We start from the raw sequence: 17,780 nt of genomic DNA, 5'->3' as shown, positions 1-17,780 counted from the left end.
GGTGATACTCTAGTCGATACCGATGAGCAGCCGGGTAATGCCCGTCCCGATAAGATCCCCACCCTGCGTCCGGCTTTTGCTAAAGACGGCACCATAACCGCAGCCAATTCAAGCTCAATTTCAGATGGCGCGGCGGCGCTGATGTTGATGACGGCGAAACAGGCCAATATTCAGGGCTTGCCGATACTCGCCACTATCAAGGGCCATGCCACCCATGCCCAGGAGCCATCACTGTTTACCACGGCGCCAGTTGGCGCGATGAACAAGCTGCTCGATAAGGTGAACTGGAGTAAGGATGATGTGGATCTATTTGAGATCAACGAAGCCTTCGCCATGGTGACCATGTTGGCCATCTCTGAGCTCTCTCTTGATGAGTCTAAGGTCAACGTCAATGGCGGCGCCTGTGCACTGGGCCATCCTATTGGCTGCTCGGGTTCGCGTTTGTTAGTGACACTGATACATGCACTCAAGGCCCGCGGGCTCAAGCGCGGTGTTGCCTCGCTCTGTATCGGTGGCGGCGAAGCCACTGCGATGGCAATCGAAGTTTAACTTGACCATAAGGCTTGTCTGCAAAGATAGGCCTTTTTTATTGGTCATTAAAGCCAATAAAAGATAGAGAATCATCAGATAAGTATGTGAGTAAACAGCGAGTCACTCATGTGCCGCAATCAACAAGGCAACAAGTTTTCGGTGGATAAAAAAATAATAAACCACAGCAAACTTGTTTCAAGCAGTCTTAACGGGAAGCAATATGACCACTCAAGTGAAACATTATATCGACGGCCAGTTTATCGAAGGTATCGGCAAGCAACAAATCTCGGTAACGAATCCTGCCAACAATGAAACCATAGCCGTGATTAACGCCGCCACCGTCCAAGAGGTGGAAACGGCCATCGCTAGCGCAAAATCAGCCTTCAAAACCTGGAAAGAAGTGCCCGTTTCCGAGCGTGCCCGGGTGATGTTCAGATATCAGCATCTGCTGAAAGAGCACCATGATGAGCTGGCCACTATTCTGGCTCATGAGACGGGTAAGACCTTCGATGATGCTAAAGGCGATGTCTGGCGCGGTATCGAAGTGGCCGAGCATGCCTGTAATGTTGCAACCCTGATCATGGGGGAAACCGTCGAGAATGTGGCCAGAAACATAGATACTTATAGTTACAGCCAACCTCTGGGCGTGTGTGCCGGTATTACCCCGTTTAATTTCCCTGCCATGATCCCGCTGTGGATGTTCCCCTTGTCTATCGCCTGCGGTAACACCTTCGTACTCAAGCCTTCGGAGCAAGATCCCATGACGCCTCAGCGTCTGGTTGAATTGTTCGAAGAGGCCGGTGCACCTAAGGGCGTGTTACAGCTAGTGCATGGTGATAAGACAGCGGTAGATGTGCTGCTGAACCATCAAGACATCAAGGCTATCTCTTTCGTAGGCTCTGTGGCCGTGGGTCAATATATCTACAAGACAGGCACGGATAACCTCAAGCGTGTACAGGCGTTTGCCGGCGCTAAGAATCACTGTGTTGTCATGCCTGATGCCAATAAGCAGCAAGTTATTAATAACTTAGTCGGCGCCTCGGTGGGCGCGGCGGGTCAACGTTGCATGGCGCTATCTGTGGCGATTTTTGTCGGTGCGGCCAAGGAGTGGATCCCTGAGCTCAAGGAAGCCATTGCCAAGGTCAAACCCGGTCTGTGGGATGATAAAGAGGCGGGCTATGGGCCACTGATAAGCCCAGCAGCCAAAACGCGAGTGCTGTCGCTTATCGCGCAAGGTAAGGCGGAGGGCGCCACGTGTCTGCTCGACGGTTCTGAATGTACCGTGCCAGGTTATGAATCCGGCAACTGGGTGGGTCCGACTATGTTTAGCAATGTCACCACAGATATGACCATCTATAAAGAAGAGATCTTCGGTCCAGTGCTGTGCTGCATGGAGTCCGATACCCTGGAAGAGGCCATCGAGATAGTCAATGACAGCCCCTATGGCAACGGAACCTCAATCTTTACCGCCAGTGGCGCGGTCGCGCGTAAATATCAGCACGAGATAGAAGTGGGTCAGGTGGGGATCAATGTGCCTATTCCTGTGCCTTTACCCTTCTTCTCTTTCACCGGCTGGAAGGGGAGCTTCTATGGCGATCAACATGCCTATGGTAAGCAGGCGATACGTTTCTATACCGAAACCAAGACCATCACGGCGCGCTGGTTCGAGTCACAGATAAGTGACGTCGAGCATGCAGCCCCCAACATGACGATTGAGCTTAAGTAACAGGCCTGATAGCGAGTAACACTTAAGCACCTTAGGTGGATACCTTATCCGCCTAAGGATGATTACCATATTATTGATTCAATAAACAGGCAGGCACATCAAAGCAAAGAGCTCGAGCTCTATTACAAAAGTGCCGTAGGAGACCCTAGATGGATTTTAACCTCAGTGATGATCAGCGCCAATTTGCCGATCTAGCCCAACAGTTTTCACAAGACGAACTCGCCCCATTTGCAGCTCAATGGGATAGAGACCACCACTTCCCTAAAGATGTCATTCAACGCGCCGGAGAGCTGGGTTTCTGCTCCCTGTATTCGCCAGAGAGTGAAGGCGGCATGGGATTATCACGTCTCGATTCATCGATCATCTTCGAACAACTGGCCATGGGCTGTACATCCACCACTGCCATGTTGACCATACATAATATGGCGACCTGGATGGTGACCAGTTTTGGCTCTGAAACCTTGAGAAAGGAGTGGTCAGAGCCATTAACCACGGGGCAGAAACTGGCATCTTATTGCTTAACCGAAGCGGGGGCGGGCAGCGATGCCGCATCGCTTAAGACCAAAGCGGTGAGAGAGGGCGATGAGTATGTTATCTCCGGCACTAAGATGTTTATCTCAGGTGCAGGGGCGACCGAGCTTTTAGTGGTCATGTGCCGCACGGGACAAGATGGACCTAAAGGCATCTCAGCCATAGTGGTCCCTGCCGATGCTAAAGGGGTAACCTATGGCAAGGCGGAAGACAAGATGGGCTGGAATGCTCAACCAACGCGTGAAATCACCTTCAGTCAAGTGCGAGTACCGGTAACCAACCTTTTGGGTGAAGAGGGACAAGGCTTCACCTTCGCCATGAAGGGGCTGGATGGCGGACGCATCAATATCGCCACCTGCTCTGTGGGTACGGCTCAGGCGGCGCTTGAGCGCGCCACTCAATATATGAAAGAGCGCCAGCAGTTTGGCAAGCCTATCGCCACGTTTCAGGCGTTGCAATTTAAACTCGCCGACATGGCGACTGAATTAGTGGCAGCAAGACAAATTGTGCGTTTAGCGGCCTTTAAACTCGATTGTGGCGATCCAGAAGCCTCGGCGTACTGCGCCATGGCGAAACGCTTCGCCACTGATGTCGGTTTTCAAGTCTGTGATGCGGCGTTGCAGCTGCACGGCGGCTATGGCTACATACGTGAATATCCCTTAGAGCGTCATGTACGTGATGTGCGCGTACACCAGATATTGGAAGGCACTAACGAGATCATGCGCTTGATCATCGCGAGACGTTTGCTCGATGACAGCGCCGGACAGATCTTGTAATGACAGCCTGATAAATGAGCACGCCGGACACAATTTTGTAATTTAAAAGGAAGTAACAGATGACAGCCCTGATAGAGAAGATTGTAGGTAATACCGCAGTGATCACCATGAGCAATCCGCCAGCGAATACCTGGACTGCCCAGAGCCTGCAGCTGCTGAAGCAGAAGGTTGAGGCACTCAATGATAATCCGCAGATTTATGCCCTGGTTATCACAGGTGAAGGGGACAAGTTTTTCTCCGCCGGGGCCGATCTCAAGTTGTTTGCCGATGGCGATAAAGACCATGCTGCCAATATGGCCCATTGTTTCGGTGCAGCGTTCGAAGCCTTGAGTGCATTTCGCGGCGTGTCAATCGCGGCAATCAATGGCTATGCCATGGGCGGCGGTTTAGAAGTAGCGCTGGCCTGTGATCTACGCATCGCCGAATCTCAGGCTGTGATGGCCTTGCCCGAAGCGACCGTGGGTCTGCTTCCTTGTGCTGGGGGGACACAAAACCTGGCGGCGCTCATCGGGGAAGGCTGGGCTAAGCGGATGATATTATGTGGTGAGCGAGTGGGCGCGGAGCAAGCGCTGCAGCTAAAACTGGTCGAGGAGGTGGTGGAAACCGGCGCCGCGCTCGATGCGGCCATGGCATTAGCCGCCAAAGTGGCGAAGCAGAGCCCCAGCAGTATTAAAGCCTGTAAGACTCTGATCCAAGCCGGGCGAAATATGCCGAGAAACCAGGCCTTACCCATGGAGCGAGCGCTGTTTGCGGACCTGTTCGATACCCAAGATCAGGCCGAAGGAGTGGCGGCTTTCCTAGAGAAACGTAAGGCTAATTGGAAGAACTGCTGATGACTGACTCAAGCAATAGTGTGGTATTTCAAACCTTAGGTACAGCCTCTGGCAAGCAGATCGGGGTCATGACCCTGAATATGGAACAAGCCCTTAATTCCATCAATCTCGAGATGGTGCAGCTGATGTATGCTCAGCTTAGGCGCTGGCAAGATGATGATGCTATCGCCATGGTGATGTTAGATGGTGCAGGCGAGAAAGGCTTCTGCGCTGGCGGTGATGTCAGGGCCATCTATCATGCATCTGTCGCCACGCCGGGTGAACTTACCGAGCAGGCGACAGCGTTTTTTGAGCAGGAATATAGACTCGATTATCTAATCGATACCTATGCTAAACCTATTTTAGTCTGGGGAACGGGTATCGTCATGGGAGGTGGGCTGGGCCTGATGATGGGCGCGAGTCACCGTGTGGTGACCGAGCGTTCACGTATCGCCATGCCTGAGGTGACCATAGGCCTGTATCCCGATGTCGGTGGCAGCTACTTTCTTAATCGCATGCCGGGAAAGCTAGGTTTATTCCTGGGGCTGACGGCTTATAACATGAATGCTGCCGATGCCAAATATGTGGGGATCGCTAATTATTTCATTCAAGATGATGATAAACAGCCCTTGCTTGATAGTTTAGCCTGCCTGAATTGGGGTGATGACACCGAGGTTAATCACAGCTTGCTCGGCGACGAGCTTAATCGCACCGGAGCCGAAGCGAGCGCTGGGTTAGCCAAGGGGCAGCTCGAGACGTATAAAGATGACATAGATGTACTGATGTCGGGCTCGCTCGAGCAGATAATGGCGCGAGTCGGCGAGCTTGAGCTTAAGGAGTCTTGGTTAGCGCGGCCCATCAAGACCATGCTGTCTGGTAGCCCCATCAGTTTGCAACTTATTTATCGCCAAGCGCAGCTCGGCACTGAACTGAGTCTGGCGGCAGTATTTAGGTTCGAGCTTGGCTTGAGTGTGAACTGCTGCGCCCTGGGAGATTTTTCCGAAGGAGTCAGAGCCCTGCTTATCGATAAAGATCGCCATCCCCAGTGGAAGTTTAACCGAGTGGCGGATGTGCCGACTCGCTTAATCGAGCAGATGTTGAGCTCACCTTGGTCTTTAGCATCGCACCCCTTAGCTCAGTTGGAGGCGCTTTAGCTGCAAGAGCGTTAGCTTAAAAACTGCGGTCAGCACACTGCTAGGCTATTAACGCAGTGGAGCTGGCGACAGTTAAACAGACATGGGTAATACAGCAAGCTTGAAATGAGTCGAAATTACTTTAGCTAAGGAGTGTTAGATGACAAGTATCGCATTTATCGGATTGGGACATATGGGCGCGCCTATGGCGGCCAATTTAGTGAAGTCAGGCGTGATGGTTAAGGTGTTCGATCTCGTCCCTGAGGCGATGAAGTCTCTGACTGACGTTGGCGCACTTGCAGCCAAGAGTGCTTGCGGCGCAGCGTCAGGTGCCGATGTGGTGATCACCATGCTGCCAGCGGGCAAACATGTTCGCGCGCTCTACCTAGGTGAAGGCAGCTCTGATAAGGGCTTGCTCGATGTGGTGGCCGCGGGGACCTTATTGATCGATTGCTCGACCATAGATGCCCAGAGCGCTAAACAGGTCGCCGAAGTTGCAGCGAGAAAGGGGTTTGAGTTTGTCGATGCGCCCGTATCGGGTGGCACGGCAGGGGCGGCGGCCGGGACATTGACCTTTATTTGTGGTGGCAGCGACAGCGGATTTGAGCAGGCCTCTAAGGTGCTAAGTCATATGGGCGCCAATATTTTACACGCCGGTGGACCCGGCGCCGGTCAGGTGGCCAAAATTTGTAATAACATGCTGCTATCTGTGCTGATGATAGCCACCAGTGAATCTCTGCAAATGGGAATTGACCATGGCTTAGATCCTAAGGTGTTATCTGAGATAATGAAGGTCAGTAGTGGTGGTAATTGGACGCTAGATAAATATAATCCTTGTCCGGATGTGATGGAGTCTGTACCGTCGTCGAATGGTTATCAGGGCGGCTTCATGGTCGATCTTATGGTTAAAGATCTTGGCCTATCCCAAGAGGCGGCATTACTGACTAATTCCAGTACGCCAATGGGCGCGCTTGCACGCAGTTTATATGTGAACCATGCTCGTCAAGGCAATGGCACACGAGATTTTTCTAGTATTTTTGAACAGTTTTCTAATATTCAACAAATTAAAAGCAAAGGGTAACTCGATGGATTTAAAAGATAAGGTAGTGGTAATTACTGGTGGTGCTGGTGGACTTGGTTTGGCTATGGCGGTGGATTTAGCCGCAGCTGGCGCTAAAATAGCCCTTATCGATGTCGATCAAGAGAAGCTTGAACGTGCTTGCGCAGATATTGGCGACAGAGCAGAAGTACAAGGTTATGCCTTTGATATTACCTCAGAAGAAGATGTGGTGGCAGGTTTCGGTTTTATCCTGGAAGATTTCGGTCAAGTGAATGTGCTTATCAACAATGCAGGGATCTTAGCCGATGGCATGCTAATCAAGGCCAAAGAGGGTAAGGTGACAGACCGTATGTCATATGAGCAGTTTCAGTCTGTGATTAACGTCAACCTAACCGGCTCATTCCTGTGTGGACGTGAAGCTGCGGCTGCCATGATCGAATCTAAGCAAGAAGGCGTGATCATCAACATCTCCAGCTTAGCCAAGGCGGGCAATATGGGCCAGACTAACTACTCGGCTTCTAAAGCGGGTGTAGCTGCTATGTCTGTTGGCTGGGCGAAAGAGTTGGCAAGATACAATATTCGCAGCGCAGCGGTAGCGCCAGGTGTGATTGAAACTGAAATGACGGCTGCGATGAAGCCTGAAGCGTTAGCACGTATGGAGAAGATGGTGCCAGTTGGCCGTCTGGGTCAACCTAGCGAGATTTCATCGACAGTTAAGTTCATCATAGAGAACGATTACGTTAATGGCCGTGTATTCGAGATTGATGGCGGCATACGTATATAGACATGGGTGTCTAGAACCTAGGAGCGAGTTTTTAGGGTAATAGGATCAATAATAAAACGGGCTTAGGCCCGTTTTTTGTTTTTATGGGGATAATTAAGCCATTGGGATTAACAAGTGTGGCGATTGCAATTACAATTACACTCACACAAGTACTCACACAAGTACTTACATATGTGGTTATGATACGTGATAATGTTCGATGTTAATCAATGGGGAAAGCTGAGTTGATGTTCGATAAACAGATGGTCTGGCTGGAAAAAACCGCAAGACATGTGATCTTGCTGGTGGGTGGTGTTGGCTTGATCGTTATCTATTCGGGTTTCTTCTATCTGATGTTCAAGGGCTATGATACATCGGCTTTGCCATGGTACCTTCTGCTGTCTCCCTGGATTTGTATCTATTTTGGCCTGGCCCAAACTAGGCAACTAGCGGTTATTTTATGGTTTAAGCAAAAGTTAACTCGAAAATAATGATGACCTTCATATGGAAACAGGAACCAAGAGTGAGACAGCATTTTTATTTTATGCCTTTATTGTCATTGTTGCTCCTATGCTTACTAACGGCATGCGGTAAACCGGCTCCTGTTGATAAAATTGACAAGCGAAGTGGCCTTCAAATCGCGGCTTATGGCAGCTGGCTGTCACCCATAACAGCGGAAGACGTTTATGGTTTATCAGATGATTTTGGTGAATTGCAGAGCGTCAACGGTGCCCTCTATTTTGTGCAATCTGACTCATCGGCTCAGGGTAAGATAGGCATCAAGCGTCTGGAGACAGGAGCAAGCTTGAGCGATGCGGTGAGCTCGGCATTCGATGTCAGAACGAGAGTACATGAATATGGCGGCTCACCATTTCTTGGTATTGGTCAGAGTATTTTCGCCTCCAAAGCAGATGATCAGCTCATCTATCGCTTCGCGCCTAACCAAGATCCCGTCCCTTTAACTATGCCTGGTACCCGTCATGCCGATTGTGTGTCGTATTCAAAAGGCTCCAGAATCATCTGTGTGCGTGAAGACCATAGAAACAGTGGAGAACCGACTTCAAGCCTAGTGGCGCTTAATCTTAACTTTGCCGGGGAAGGTGAAATCCTAATCGACGGGGATGATTTTTATTCGACGCCAAGGGTATCACCGGATATGAACACCTTGGTTTGGATTGCTTGGCAGCATCCGAATATGCCCTGGGATAATACTGAGCTTTGGATAGGCGAACTCGATCCTAGAGGTGGGGTGCATAATCCTAAGCGATTATTGTCCGATAAAAAAGGCTCCATCACACAAGCATCATTTAGTCCTAGTGGTCAGCTCTACTTCGTGGCCGATTTTGACAATTGGTGGAACTTGTATCGCATCAATTCCGATGGCGAGTTGGAGAAAGTGCTGGATAAAGATGCCGAATTTGCAGTACCTGACTGGAAGTTGGGGAATCATAATTATGCCTTCGAGTCAGATAATACCATCATCGCCAGTTACAGTGATAAAGGACAAGCTTCACTGATTAGAATTTTTCTCGATACCGGTATCACCGAGCCCATTGCCGTGGATTTCGGCGAGATATCACAGGTGGTGGCGGGGGAAGACGGTATCTACTTCGTCGGGGCTAAAGTGACTCCAGAAAAAGGGATCTATCAGGTGAAAGGACGAGGGGTGGCGCTTATCTACTCACCAAAACTTGCGACCGTGGATCCTAATTATATCTCCAGAGCCCTAAGTGTCAGCCTGAAATCCGGTGACGGTGTCACCATCTATGGGTATTTTTATGGCGCGAAAAACCCTGACTTCATTGGCCTTAGAGGCTCAAGACCTCCCTTGTTGGTCATGCTGCATGGCGGACCGACTGCCAAAGCCAGTTTGGCATTTAGGCGGGATATTCAATACTGGACCAGTCGTGGTTTTGCAGTGCTGGATCTCAATTATCGTGGCAGCTCAGGTTTCGGGCGAGCCTATCGTCAAAGCCTGTATGGAAAATGGGGCGTCGCCGATGTGGAGGACGCCGTGCGAGCGGCCGGATATCTGGTCAATAAGGGCTGGGTTGATGGCACTAAACTGGCGATGAGAGGGGCTAATTCTGGAGGGCTTACCGTATTATCGGCACTGGTGTTCTACAATACGTTTAAAGCGGGTGTGAGCTATGCTGGCATCAGTGATATGGAGGTGTTGAGCCAAGATGCGCATAAGTTTGAGTCCAGCTATTTAGAATTACTGGTTGGTACAAATTCAGCCGAAAATAACCTGTATCGTGAGCGCTCTCCATTACATCACATCGACACGCTAAATGAGCCCTTGTTGCTGATCCAGGGAGGTGATGATCCCGTGGTATTGGCTAAGCAATCCACAGAGGTATTTAACCGACTCAAAGTGCGAGGGATCCCCGTGGCCTATCTCGAATTCGAGGGCGAGGGGCATAATTTGCGGGATCCGCTAAATCGAATGACCGCTATCGAAGCCGAGCTGTATTTTTATGGCAAGGTGTTTGGCTTCACTCCCGCAGGTGATATTCCAATCTTGAACATTGAGAATGCTCAGCGGCTAAAAAAACACTAATTGCCGGCATGTACCGGCATTATATTGAGCGGTTAGGATTAGGAGCGAGCTATTTTTTAAAGCCGGCCATTAAATTTGCTGGATTAGCCAGACTATTCACTGAGTCCACTCAGTATGGCGCAGTCCGGCTGATGGCCGCCGCGACAATCACTAATCAGATGCTTTAACTGGCTCTCGAGTGCCTGTAACTTGGTTATTCTATCACTCACTATGTCCAGATGAGTCTTAGCCAAGCGTTTTACATCCTCGGCATCTCTGTCTTGATTGAGCTTGAGATCGAGCAAAGAGCGGCAATCATCGAGAGAGAAACCTAAGTCGCGACTGTGACTGATAAAGTTAAGGGAATCGATCTGAGGTTTATCATATTCTCTGTAGCCGTTCTCACCCCGTGCGGCGCAGATAAGGCCTATGTCGTGGTAATAACGAATACTCTTAACCGATAGACCGGTCTTTTTTGCCACTTCACCAATTTTCATCATAAGCCTCATTAGGTATTCATCACACTCACAGGGTGCTCAAAAGTAATCGAGCGAGAATTAAATTCAACAAGGTGAATTAATTCTCAATAAGGGTTTGACTCTCCTACTAGGGGAGACGTTAACCTAGGCGCAGTGAAATGAGAAGTAGCCAGTGAGATAAACGTGATCGAGACGCAATGTTTTGAGTCCGGGGGATCGATGAAGATGAAACATATCAATAGCATGACCTTATATGTACCTCAAATGAACTGCGCCGCTTGTGTAGGGAAAATTGAAGCCGCATTCGAAAAGTTATCACAGCCTGGTGTGGATACTCAGTTGGTCGCACGGGTGTCTGCACGGGTGAACTTGGCCGATAAACAGGTGCACATTCAAGGTGATATTAGCAGTGAGTTAGCAATAGTGACCGTGGCAAGTGTCGGTTATGACAGTGAGCTGGTGCTGGATTCCAAGCTAGCCAGCGAGAAGAAAATCCAGGCCGAGCGAGCCGAGTACCGCACCCGTATCATCCAATCTATGCTGGGATTAGGCTTAGGCGTCCCCATGATGTTATGGGGGCTATTGGGCGGTGAGATGATGGTGAATAACCCCAGTCAGCAATTGGCTTGGGGGGTCATGGGTATCATCACCTTTATCTTGCTAGTGACCACTGGCGGACATTTTTATAAGGGAATGTGGCGTGCACTTAAGGCGCGCAGTGCCAACATGGACACCTTGATAGTGCTCGGCACTACCACAGCATGGGCCTATTCTATGCTGGTGGTGGTTATGCCTTCCTGGTTCCCGGCCGAAACCCGTCATGTCTACTTCGAAGCCAGTGTGATGATTCTGGGTTTGATTAACTTGGGCCATGCGCTGGAACTCAGGGCTAAGGGCAAGACCAGTGAAGCGGTTCAGCGCCTTATCGGATTACAGTCTACCACAGCAATAAGGCTGACCGATTCTGGGGATGAAGAGGTCGACATTGCCCAAATACGGCTCGGTGATAAGTTGAGACTACAACCTGGCAGTCGAGTCGCCTTAGACGGCGAGGTATTGAGTGGCGAGTCGAACCTTAACGAGTCCATGTTAACCGGTGAGCCTATTCCTGTGTCTAAGAGCATTGGCGCTACGCTCAGTGCCGGCACGGTCAACGGCAATGGCAGCCTCATCTACCGCGTGACAGCCGGATTAACCGATACTCGTCTAGCGAAAATTATCGATTTGGTTCAGCAGGCACAAACATCGAAAATCCCCATAGGCAGGCTGACGGATAAGATATCGGCGTACTTTGTTCCTGTGGTGGTAGTTATTGCCCTGGTCGCTGCTGTGGTGTGGTACTTGGTGGGACCTGCGCCTCAGATATCACATGCGCTAGTCGTGTTAACCAGTGTACTTATCATAGCCTGCCCCTGTGCGCTGGGATTAGCGACACCTATGTCTATCATGGTCTCCGTTGGACGAGCCGCCCAGATGGGCGTCTTGATTAAGAATGGCGAGGCGCTGCAAACTGCGAGTAAGGTCACCTGTGTGGTGCTGGACAAGACAGGCACTATCACATCGGGTAAGCCTTCGGTAACCGACATTCTTTTGCTTGGCCATGACAGTAGCACTGACAGTCAAGCCGCTGCATCTGAGCAACTCTTATTGCTGGTGGCGAGTCTGGAACAACATTCCGAACACCCATTAGCTCAGGCTATGCTGGATGAAGCCAAGACGCGCGAGCTAAGTTTGGTAGAACCTGAACGTTTCAACAATATTCAGGGAAAGGGCATAGTGGGTATCGTCTCTGGCGTGGAGCTGGCCATAGGCAATATGAGCTTGATGGTCATGGAGGGCATATCGGGTGTAGATGCTCTACAAGATGAGGTTGAGGCTTTGGCCCAGCTTGGTAATACCCCGGTGTATGTGGCAAGAGAAGGACGCCTAGTCGGTGTTATTGCCATCAGCGACCCGGTGAAACCCGATGCCAAAGACGCCATAGCCGCACTTAAACGTGCTGGTAAGCGGGTGATATTACTCAGCGGCGACAAGCAAGAGACGGTGCAGGCCGTTGCCGATGAAGTGGGCATAGATGAAGTCATTGCCGGCGTCTTGCCCGAGCAGAAACAGGCTAAGATTATCGAACTCAAAGAGAGTGGAGAGATCGTCGCCATGGTAGGAGATGGTATCAATGATGCCCCCGCCTTGATGAGCGCCAATGTGGGGATCGCCATGGGAGATGGCACCGAAGTTGCCATCGAGAGTGCCGATTTGACCTTACTAACCGGACGTTTGTCGGTGCTGGCCGATACCTTTGCCTTGGCCAATGCCAGCATGAGGAACATCAAGCAGAATTTATTCGGCGCGTTCATATACAACAGCTTAGGCATTCCAATCGCCGCAGGTGTCTTGTTCCCGCTAACCGGCATATTGCTTAATCCTGTGATAGCGGGAGCCGCGATGGCACTCTCTTCTCTGACTGTAGTGACAAACGCTAACCGCTTGAGACACGTGAAGTTGAGTTAACTTAAGCATCCTTGTGATAGCCTGAGCCGCGATGGCACTCTTGTTGTTAATGACCCTCATTAACAGTAGTGACCAACGCTAACAGGCTAAGACATGTGAAGTTGAGCAAGTAATAGGTCAAATGCTTGATACTTGAGGAACCTGAATAAAGCCTGTTCGGGTCCCCCCATCAAATCTTCCTGCAATGGAAAATGTTCATCGCTAGCTCGTTCGCTTTTAGTTGATTGTTTGTCGACTGCTGGCTATAATATCGCGCTTGATTTTGCTCGTTTATACATCACATTGCATAATAATTTTTGGGATCTAACACTTGATTACTACAGCTAATATCACCATGCAGTTTGGCGCTAAGCCACTGTTTGAAAACATCTCAGTTAAATTCGGCGGCGGCAACCGTTATGGTCTGATCGGCGCGAACGGCTGTGGTAAGTCAACCTTTATGAAGATCTTAGGTAGCGATCTCGAGCCGACCGCGGGTAATGTCTCTCTGGATATCAACGAGCGTATCGGTAAATTGAGTCAGAACCAGTTTGGTTATGAAGCGTTCAGCGTGATTGATACCGTTATCATGGGCCACGAAGAGCTTTGGGAAGTCAAGAAAGAGCGTGACCGCATCTACTCTCTGCCTGAAATGACGGAAGAGGATGGCATCAAGGTTGCCGATTTAGAGATGGAATTTGCCGAGATGGACGGCTACACCGCCGAGTCTCGTGCCGGTGAACTTCTGATGGGGGTAGGTATCCCTGTCGATCAACATTTTGGTCTTATGAGCGCCATTGCTCCAGGTTTCAAACTTAGAATTTTGCTGGCACAAGCCTTGTTCTCAGATCCCGATGTATTGCTACTCGACGAACCCACCAACAACCTGGACATCGACACCATTCGTTGGTTGCAAGAGATGCTGAACCAGCGTAACAGCACCATGATTATCATCTCTCACGATAGATATTTCTTAAACTCAGTCTGTACTCATATGGCGGATCTCGATTACGGTGAGTTGCGTATTTTCCCGGGTAACTATGATGAGTACATGATGGCAGCTCAGCAATCTCGTGAGCGCTTGATGTCTGACAATGCTAAGAAGAAGGCGCAAATTGCCGAGCTTCAGGGCTTCGTGGCTCGTTTCTCTGCTAACGCATCTAAGGCTAAGCAGGCCACCTCACGCGCTAAGCTTATCGATAAGATCAAGATTGATGAAGTGAAAGCCTCGAGTCGTGTGAATCCGTTTATTCGTTTCGAGCAAGAGAAGAAGTTGTTCCGTAATGCCTTGATCGTCGAAGAGCTAAGTAAGGGCTTCGAACAGCCACTGTTCAATAAGTTAAATCTTATGGTGGAAGTGGGTGAGCGTATCGCCATCTTAGGTGAGAACGGTATCGGTAAGACGACCTTACTGCGTACCTTGACCCATGATATTCCCCAGGATAGCGGTACCATTCAATGGTCTGAAAATTCAGCTATTGGTTACTATGCCCAAGATCATGAGTCAGATTTTGAAAATGACATGACCTTGTTCGATTGGATGAGTCAGTGGCGTAAGCCCGAAGATGACGACCAGTCGGTTCGTGGTTACTTGGGTCGCATGTTGTTCAGCTCTGACGACATCAAGAAGTCGGTGAAGGTACTCTCGGGTGGTGAGAAGGGTCGTATGTTATTTGGCAAGCTTATCATGCAGAAGCCAAATATCTTGGTGATGGATGAGCCGACAAACCACATGGACATGGAATCTATCGAGTCATTGAACAATGCTCTGGAGATCTACCAAGGTACCCTAATTTTTGTCAGTCATGACCGCGCATTCGTTTCATCAGTTGCGACTCGCATCATAGAAATGACCAAGGATGGCATCAATGACTTCAAGGGCACCTATGATGAGTTCCTTAGAAGCAAGGGTGTCGATGCGTAAGCACACCTAAGCCTGTGTAGGCTTAAACAGCTTGAACAAAAAAGCCCGAACTGAGTTCGGGCTTTTTTTGTATAGGGATCTAGTTATCTCCGTGAGCGCAGCGTTCCGTTTTCCGTTATCCGTTATCCGTTATCCGTGAGCGCAGCGTTCACTTTTTCCTAGCCAAAACGTGTCTCTAGGTAATCGAATACGGCGCGGATGCCGAAGGCTTCGCCACCGATAGGGCGACCGGGAAGCTTACGCGTGTTCCAGGCCATCACATCGAAGTGAGACCAGCTAATATCTGCATCGACGAAGGCTTCGAGATAAAGTGCCGCTGTGATGGCACCCCCTTGAGGAATACGGCCACAGTTGGCTAAATCGGCAATATCACTGCCGGTGAGTTCCAGATACGGCTTGTGCAGTGGCATGCGCCAGATAGGATCTTGCACCTTGAGGCCAGACTGAGTCATATCGGCTGCTACTTGGTCATCGTTACTGAAGAAGCCGGGAAGCTCGGTGCCTAAGGCGATACGCATTGCGCCGGTGAGCGTTGCGAAATCTATCATCAGTTCAGGCTTGTCATTGTTGGCTTCTGCTAATGCATCACACAACACTAAGCGGCCTTCAGCATCGGTATTATCAATTTCGACCGTGATGCCTTTGCGGGTCTTAATCACATCGCCTGGACGGAAGGCATTTGCCGATACCGCATTCTCGACTGCCGGTACCAATACGCGTAAACGTATGGGTAAGTTGCTCGCCATGATCTGGTGAGCCAGGCCGATAACGTGAGCGGCGCCGCCCATGTCTTTCTTCATTAAACGCATGCCAGCACCGGGTTTCAAATCCAGTCCGCCGGAGTCGAAACACACACCCTTACCGACTAAAGTCACTCTAGGTGCATGTTCATCACCCCAGGTCATATCTATCAGGCGTGGCAAGTTTTCACTGGCACGCCCCACCATATGGATAGTCGGGTAGTTTTGTTCGAGCAAGTCATCGCCAATGATTTGAGTGATGTTGGCACCAAATTCACTGGCCAAACTCTCCATAATCTCGCCCAAGTGCTGAGGCATCATGTCTGCAGCCGGTGTATTAACCAGATCGCGAACAATAGCAACGGAGCGCACCAGTTTTTTCACTTCGTCTGCCTGAGCCTGAGTCGGCAATACCAGTTGCGGATATACCTTGTCATTGTGCTTATAACGGTCGAACTTATACGCGCCGAGGCCCCAGCTAAATGCCGCGACCTTGATTTGCTCTTCGCTACCCTGGATGGTGTAGCGGCCGGCTGGAAGCTGATTGACTAGATCGCCGCATAACCAATAGGAGTCTAGCTCTGAGGTCACATATATGGCTTGGGATAGTTCACCTGCACCGTTTGGAATAAGGCTCATGCCTTTTCCGCCAAACTGAGTCGTCGCCAGCCAGTTTGTCGTCTGAGTGTCTTGCTCGGCTAGCCAAGTTGAGTATGCATCTGTGTGTAAGATGGTGAGAGGGGTGCCAAGGGCACCTGAGATCAATAATTCAGTCATGTTGGACTCGTGCTCGCTGCTGGTAACAATTTGAGGAGGATTATGTTTATCGCTCAATAGGGTAACAGGCAATTCAAGCAGGTTAAAGGTCAGTAAAGGCAGAGGTGAGGAATATTGAGGATAAGGGAATTTAAAACGATGCTAGCTATTTTTCATTTTCAGCCAAATTTGCGGAGCGCTTCTTCCTCTTTCTGGAAAGATTGTTAAATGAGCTCGGCAGCACATCTACGCCTACCATCTTGCCGAGTTTGACTACCAGAGGAATAGTAATAGGCGCGAACGGCAGCAGGGCAAATACGCCCAGGCCTAATCCTTTTAACAGATCACCAAATTGCTTATTGGCCTCGACTAGTTCTTCACGACTGGCCTGCTTCTTGGTGTAACGTTTATAGATGACCAGCATGTCTTTGGTCTCTTGCTTCTCCTGAGACAATGCCTCTTTCAAAATAAGCATGTCGCGTTTTAAACGGATCCAGAATCGTTTTCTGCCGATGCGGAACACGCGTATGGGGGCCTTGTGAATATGGGCATAAATTTTCATGGCCCGATTGTCTCATAGGCGACCCTATAGGCAAAGCCGTGCTTGCTGCTTTTATTACTGTCATTGGTAACATCTTTAAGGCGTCTCCTGTGCTGTGGTTGAAAAGTGGGTCGTTGGGGCGGGATTTATGTGATTTCCTGCTAGATGTAAACTTGCAACTACAGGCGTTTTGTCGACAATCCACCGGTCTAGGTTTGACCAATTGATAACTATTGGCTATATTGTCGACAATCTAATGTAAAAGAAGCCCTAGTGAACGTATGATATTTTACACCGAACAACCGGTTACCGCGGCAGATAAGACCTTCATTCAGCTAAGGCAAGATATTGTTGAAGGGGAGATCCCTTCGGGGGCCAAGCTGAGTGAAACTGAGTTGTCGACAAAATATGGCGTCAGTCGGGCCATCATTCGTGAAGCGATCAATCGATTAGCTTCATGCCATATCGTCGAGCGTAAAGCCAACGTCGGCGCCCGAGTGGTCTCCTTATCCAGTGAAGGCTTGCTCGAGTTATATCAGGTTCGCGAATCTCTCGAGGGCATGGCGGCAAGATTAGCGGCAAAAAACATGAGTACCAGTGAGATAGATGATCTCAACCTTCTGTTAAATTCCCATTTTGATGAAGTCAAAGGCGGCGAGTCCTATTACCAGGAAGCCGGTGATGTCGATTTTCATTACCGCATCATTCTCGGTAGCAAGAATAAACACCTTATCTCCATGCTCATCAATGGCATCTATCATCTGGTGCGCATGTATCGCGTACAACTTGGCATGGCGGGACCTAGGGTCACCACGGCATTCGATGAACATAAACACATAGTACAGGCCATTTCCAATCGTGATGAGGAGCTGGCTGAGATCTTGATGCGTCGTCACATCATGTATTCGAAGCACAATATTGAGCAAAATTTAGCCCAAAGCCGTTAACCGGTGGGTATAAACCATTAAATCAGCATATA

General features: G+C 49.8%; 14 protein-coding genes and 1 pseudogene. 12 read left to right on the top strand and 3 right to left on the bottom strand.

What is annotated here, in order from left to right:
- The 9 genes and pseudogenes from HRU42_RS13370 to HRU42_RS13330 form a co-directional block, all read left to right on the top strand.
- A pseudogene (locus HRU42_RS13370) lies at nt 1–549 on the top strand (acetyl-CoA C-acetyltransferase); the annotation flags it as partial.
- A 202-nt stretch (nt 550–751) separates the two neighbouring features.
- Nucleotides 752–2,257, top strand: a complete 1,506-nt coding sequence (locus tag HRU42_RS13365) for a CoA-acylating methylmalonate-semialdehyde dehydrogenase (RefSeq protein WP_295031824.1) — start codon at nt 752–754, stop codon at nt 2,255–2,257.
- A 149-nt stretch (nt 2,258–2,406) separates the two neighbouring features.
- The gene (locus HRU42_RS13360) at nt 2,407–3,564 is read left to right on the top strand and encodes an acyl-CoA dehydrogenase family protein (RefSeq protein WP_295031823.1); all 1,158 of its coding nucleotides are present in this window, start codon (nt 2,407–2,409) and stop codon (nt 3,562–3,564) included.
- A 59-nt stretch (nt 3,565–3,623) separates the two neighbouring features.
- Nucleotides 3,624–4,397 (top strand): enoyl-CoA hydratase, encoded by a 774-nt coding sequence (locus HRU42_RS13355; RefSeq protein ID WP_295031822.1) that lies wholly within the window; start codon nt 3,624–3,626, stop codon nt 4,395–4,397.
- Nucleotides 4,397–5,530, top strand: coding sequence for an enoyl-CoA hydratase/isomerase family protein (locus HRU42_RS13350; protein WP_295031821.1), 1,134 nt, complete (start codon nt 4,397–4,399; stop codon nt 5,528–5,530). The genes HRU42_RS13355 and HRU42_RS13350 overlap by 1 nt, the downstream gene beginning before the upstream one ends.
- Nucleotides 5,531–5,669: 139 nt before the next feature.
- Nucleotides 5,670–6,590 (top strand): 3-hydroxyisobutyrate dehydrogenase, encoded by a 921-nt coding sequence (gene mmsB / locus HRU42_RS13345; protein ID WP_295031820.1) that lies wholly within the window; start codon nt 5,670–5,672, stop codon nt 6,588–6,590.
- Nucleotides 6,591–6,594: 4 nt separating this feature from the next.
- Nucleotides 6,595–7,353, top strand: coding sequence for an SDR family oxidoreductase (locus HRU42_RS13340; protein ID WP_295031819.1), 759 nt, complete (start codon nt 6,595–6,597; stop codon nt 7,351–7,353).
- Between the two features lie 209 nt (nt 7,354–7,562).
- A complete protein-coding gene (locus HRU42_RS13335) occupies nt 7,563–7,823 on the top strand; it encodes a hypothetical protein (RefSeq protein WP_295031818.1) in 261 nt (86 codons plus the stop codon).
- On the top strand, nt 7,823–9,895 hold the full coding sequence (locus tag HRU42_RS13330) for a prolyl oligopeptidase family serine peptidase (protein WP_295031817.1): 2,073 nt from the start codon (nt 7,823–7,825) through the stop codon (nt 9,893–9,895). The genes HRU42_RS13335 and HRU42_RS13330 overlap by 1 nt, the downstream gene beginning before the upstream one ends.
- A 92-nt stretch (nt 9,896–9,987) precedes the next feature.
- Here HRU42_RS13330 and HRU42_RS13325 read toward each other — a convergent pair whose 3' ends face one another.
- On the bottom strand, nt 9,988–10,371 hold the full coding sequence (locus HRU42_RS13325; RefSeq protein ID WP_295031816.1) for a MerR family DNA-binding protein: 384 nt from the start codon (nt 10,369–10,371) through the stop codon (nt 9,988–9,990).
- Between the two features lie 201 nt (nt 10,372–10,572).
- On the opposite strand from HRU42_RS13325, the gene HRU42_RS13320 reads away from it, so the two are divergent.
- Nucleotides 10,573–12,861: a heavy metal translocating P-type ATPase gene (locus tag HRU42_RS13320; RefSeq protein WP_295031815.1), complete on the top strand. Its 2,289-nt coding sequence runs from the start codon at nt 10,573–10,575 to the stop codon at nt 12,859–12,861.
- Between the two features lie 310 nt (nt 12,862–13,171).
- A complete protein-coding gene (locus HRU42_RS13315; RefSeq protein WP_295031814.1) occupies nt 13,172–14,764 on the top strand; it encodes an ABC-F family ATPase in 1,593 nt (530 codons plus the stop codon).
- Between the two features lie 158 nt (nt 14,765–14,922).
- Here the strand turns inward: HRU42_RS13315 and HRU42_RS13310 are convergent, their stop codons facing one another.
- Both HRU42_RS13310 and HRU42_RS13305 read right to left on the bottom strand, forming a co-directional pair.
- Nucleotides 14,923–16,281: a M17 family metallopeptidase gene (locus HRU42_RS13310; protein WP_295031813.1), complete on the bottom strand. Its 1,359-nt coding sequence runs from the start codon at nt 16,279–16,281 to the stop codon at nt 14,923–14,925.
- Between the two features lie 145 nt (nt 16,282–16,426).
- The gene (locus tag HRU42_RS13305; protein ID WP_295031812.1) at nt 16,427–16,822 is read right to left on the bottom strand and encodes a hypothetical protein; all 396 of its coding nucleotides are present in this window, start codon (nt 16,820–16,822) and stop codon (nt 16,427–16,429) included.
- Between the two features lie 260 nt (nt 16,823–17,082).
- On the opposite strand from HRU42_RS13305, the gene HRU42_RS13300 reads away from it, so the two are divergent.
- Entirely contained in the window at nt 17,083–17,748 is a 666-nt protein-coding gene (locus HRU42_RS13300; RefSeq protein WP_295031811.1) for a GntR family transcriptional regulator, read from the top strand.
- The last annotated feature ends 32 nt before the right edge of the window (nt 17,749–17,780 follow it).

The sequence above is a fragment of the Shewanella sp. genome, from assembly GCF_013214165.1.
Lineage (GTDB): Bacteria > Pseudomonadota > Gammaproteobacteria > Enterobacterales > Shewanellaceae > Shewanella.
Note: the sequence above shows the minus strand (reverse complement) of the source record. Positions and strands in the feature narration are given on the sequence as shown.

What these genes read in the sequence shown, in the direction of transcription:
- HRU42_RS13355 (WP_295031822.1), top strand. Translation starts at nt 3,624, where the DNA reads ATGACAGCCCTGATAGAGAAGATTGTAGGTAATACCGCAGTGATCACC.
- HRU42_RS13350 (WP_295031821.1), top strand. Translation starts at nt 4,397, where the DNA reads ATGACTGACTCAAGCAATAGTGTGGTATTTCAAACCTTAGGTACAGCC.
- HRU42_RS13310 (WP_295031813.1), bottom strand. Translation starts at nt 16,281, where the DNA reads ATGACTGAATTATTGATCTCAGGTGCCCTTGGCACCCCTCTCACCATC.
- HRU42_RS13300 (WP_295031811.1), top strand. Translation starts at nt 17,083, where the DNA reads ATGATATTTTACACCGAACAACCGGTTACCGCGGCAGATAAGACCTTC.
- HRU42_RS13365 (WP_295031824.1), top strand. Translation starts at nt 752, where the DNA reads ATGACCACTCAAGTGAAACATTATATCGACGGCCAGTTTATCGAAGGT.
- HRU42_RS13320 (WP_295031815.1), top strand. Translation starts at nt 10,573, where the DNA reads ATGAAGATGAAACATATCAATAGCATGACCTTATATGTACCTCAAATG.
- HRU42_RS13360 (WP_295031823.1), top strand. Translation starts at nt 2,407, where the DNA reads ATGGATTTTAACCTCAGTGATGATCAGCGCCAATTTGCCGATCTAGCC.
- HRU42_RS13335 (WP_295031818.1), top strand. Translation starts at nt 7,563, where the DNA reads ATGGGGAAAGCTGAGTTGATGTTCGATAAACAGATGGTCTGGCTGGAA.
- mmsB (WP_295031820.1), top strand. Translation starts at nt 5,670, where the DNA reads ATGACAAGTATCGCATTTATCGGATTGGGACATATGGGCGCGCCTATG.
- HRU42_RS13325 (WP_295031816.1), bottom strand. Translation starts at nt 10,371, where the DNA reads ATGAAAATTGGTGAAGTGGCAAAAAAGACCGGTCTATCGGTTAAGAGT.
- HRU42_RS13305 (WP_295031812.1), bottom strand. Translation starts at nt 16,822, where the DNA reads ATGAAAATTTATGCCCATATTCACAAGGCCCCCATACGCGTGTTCCGC.
- HRU42_RS13340 (WP_295031819.1), top strand. Translation starts at nt 6,595, where the DNA reads ATGGATTTAAAAGATAAGGTAGTGGTAATTACTGGTGGTGCTGGTGGA.
- HRU42_RS13330 (WP_295031817.1), top strand. Translation starts at nt 7,823, where the DNA reads ATGATGACCTTCATATGGAAACAGGAACCAAGAGTGAGACAGCATTTT.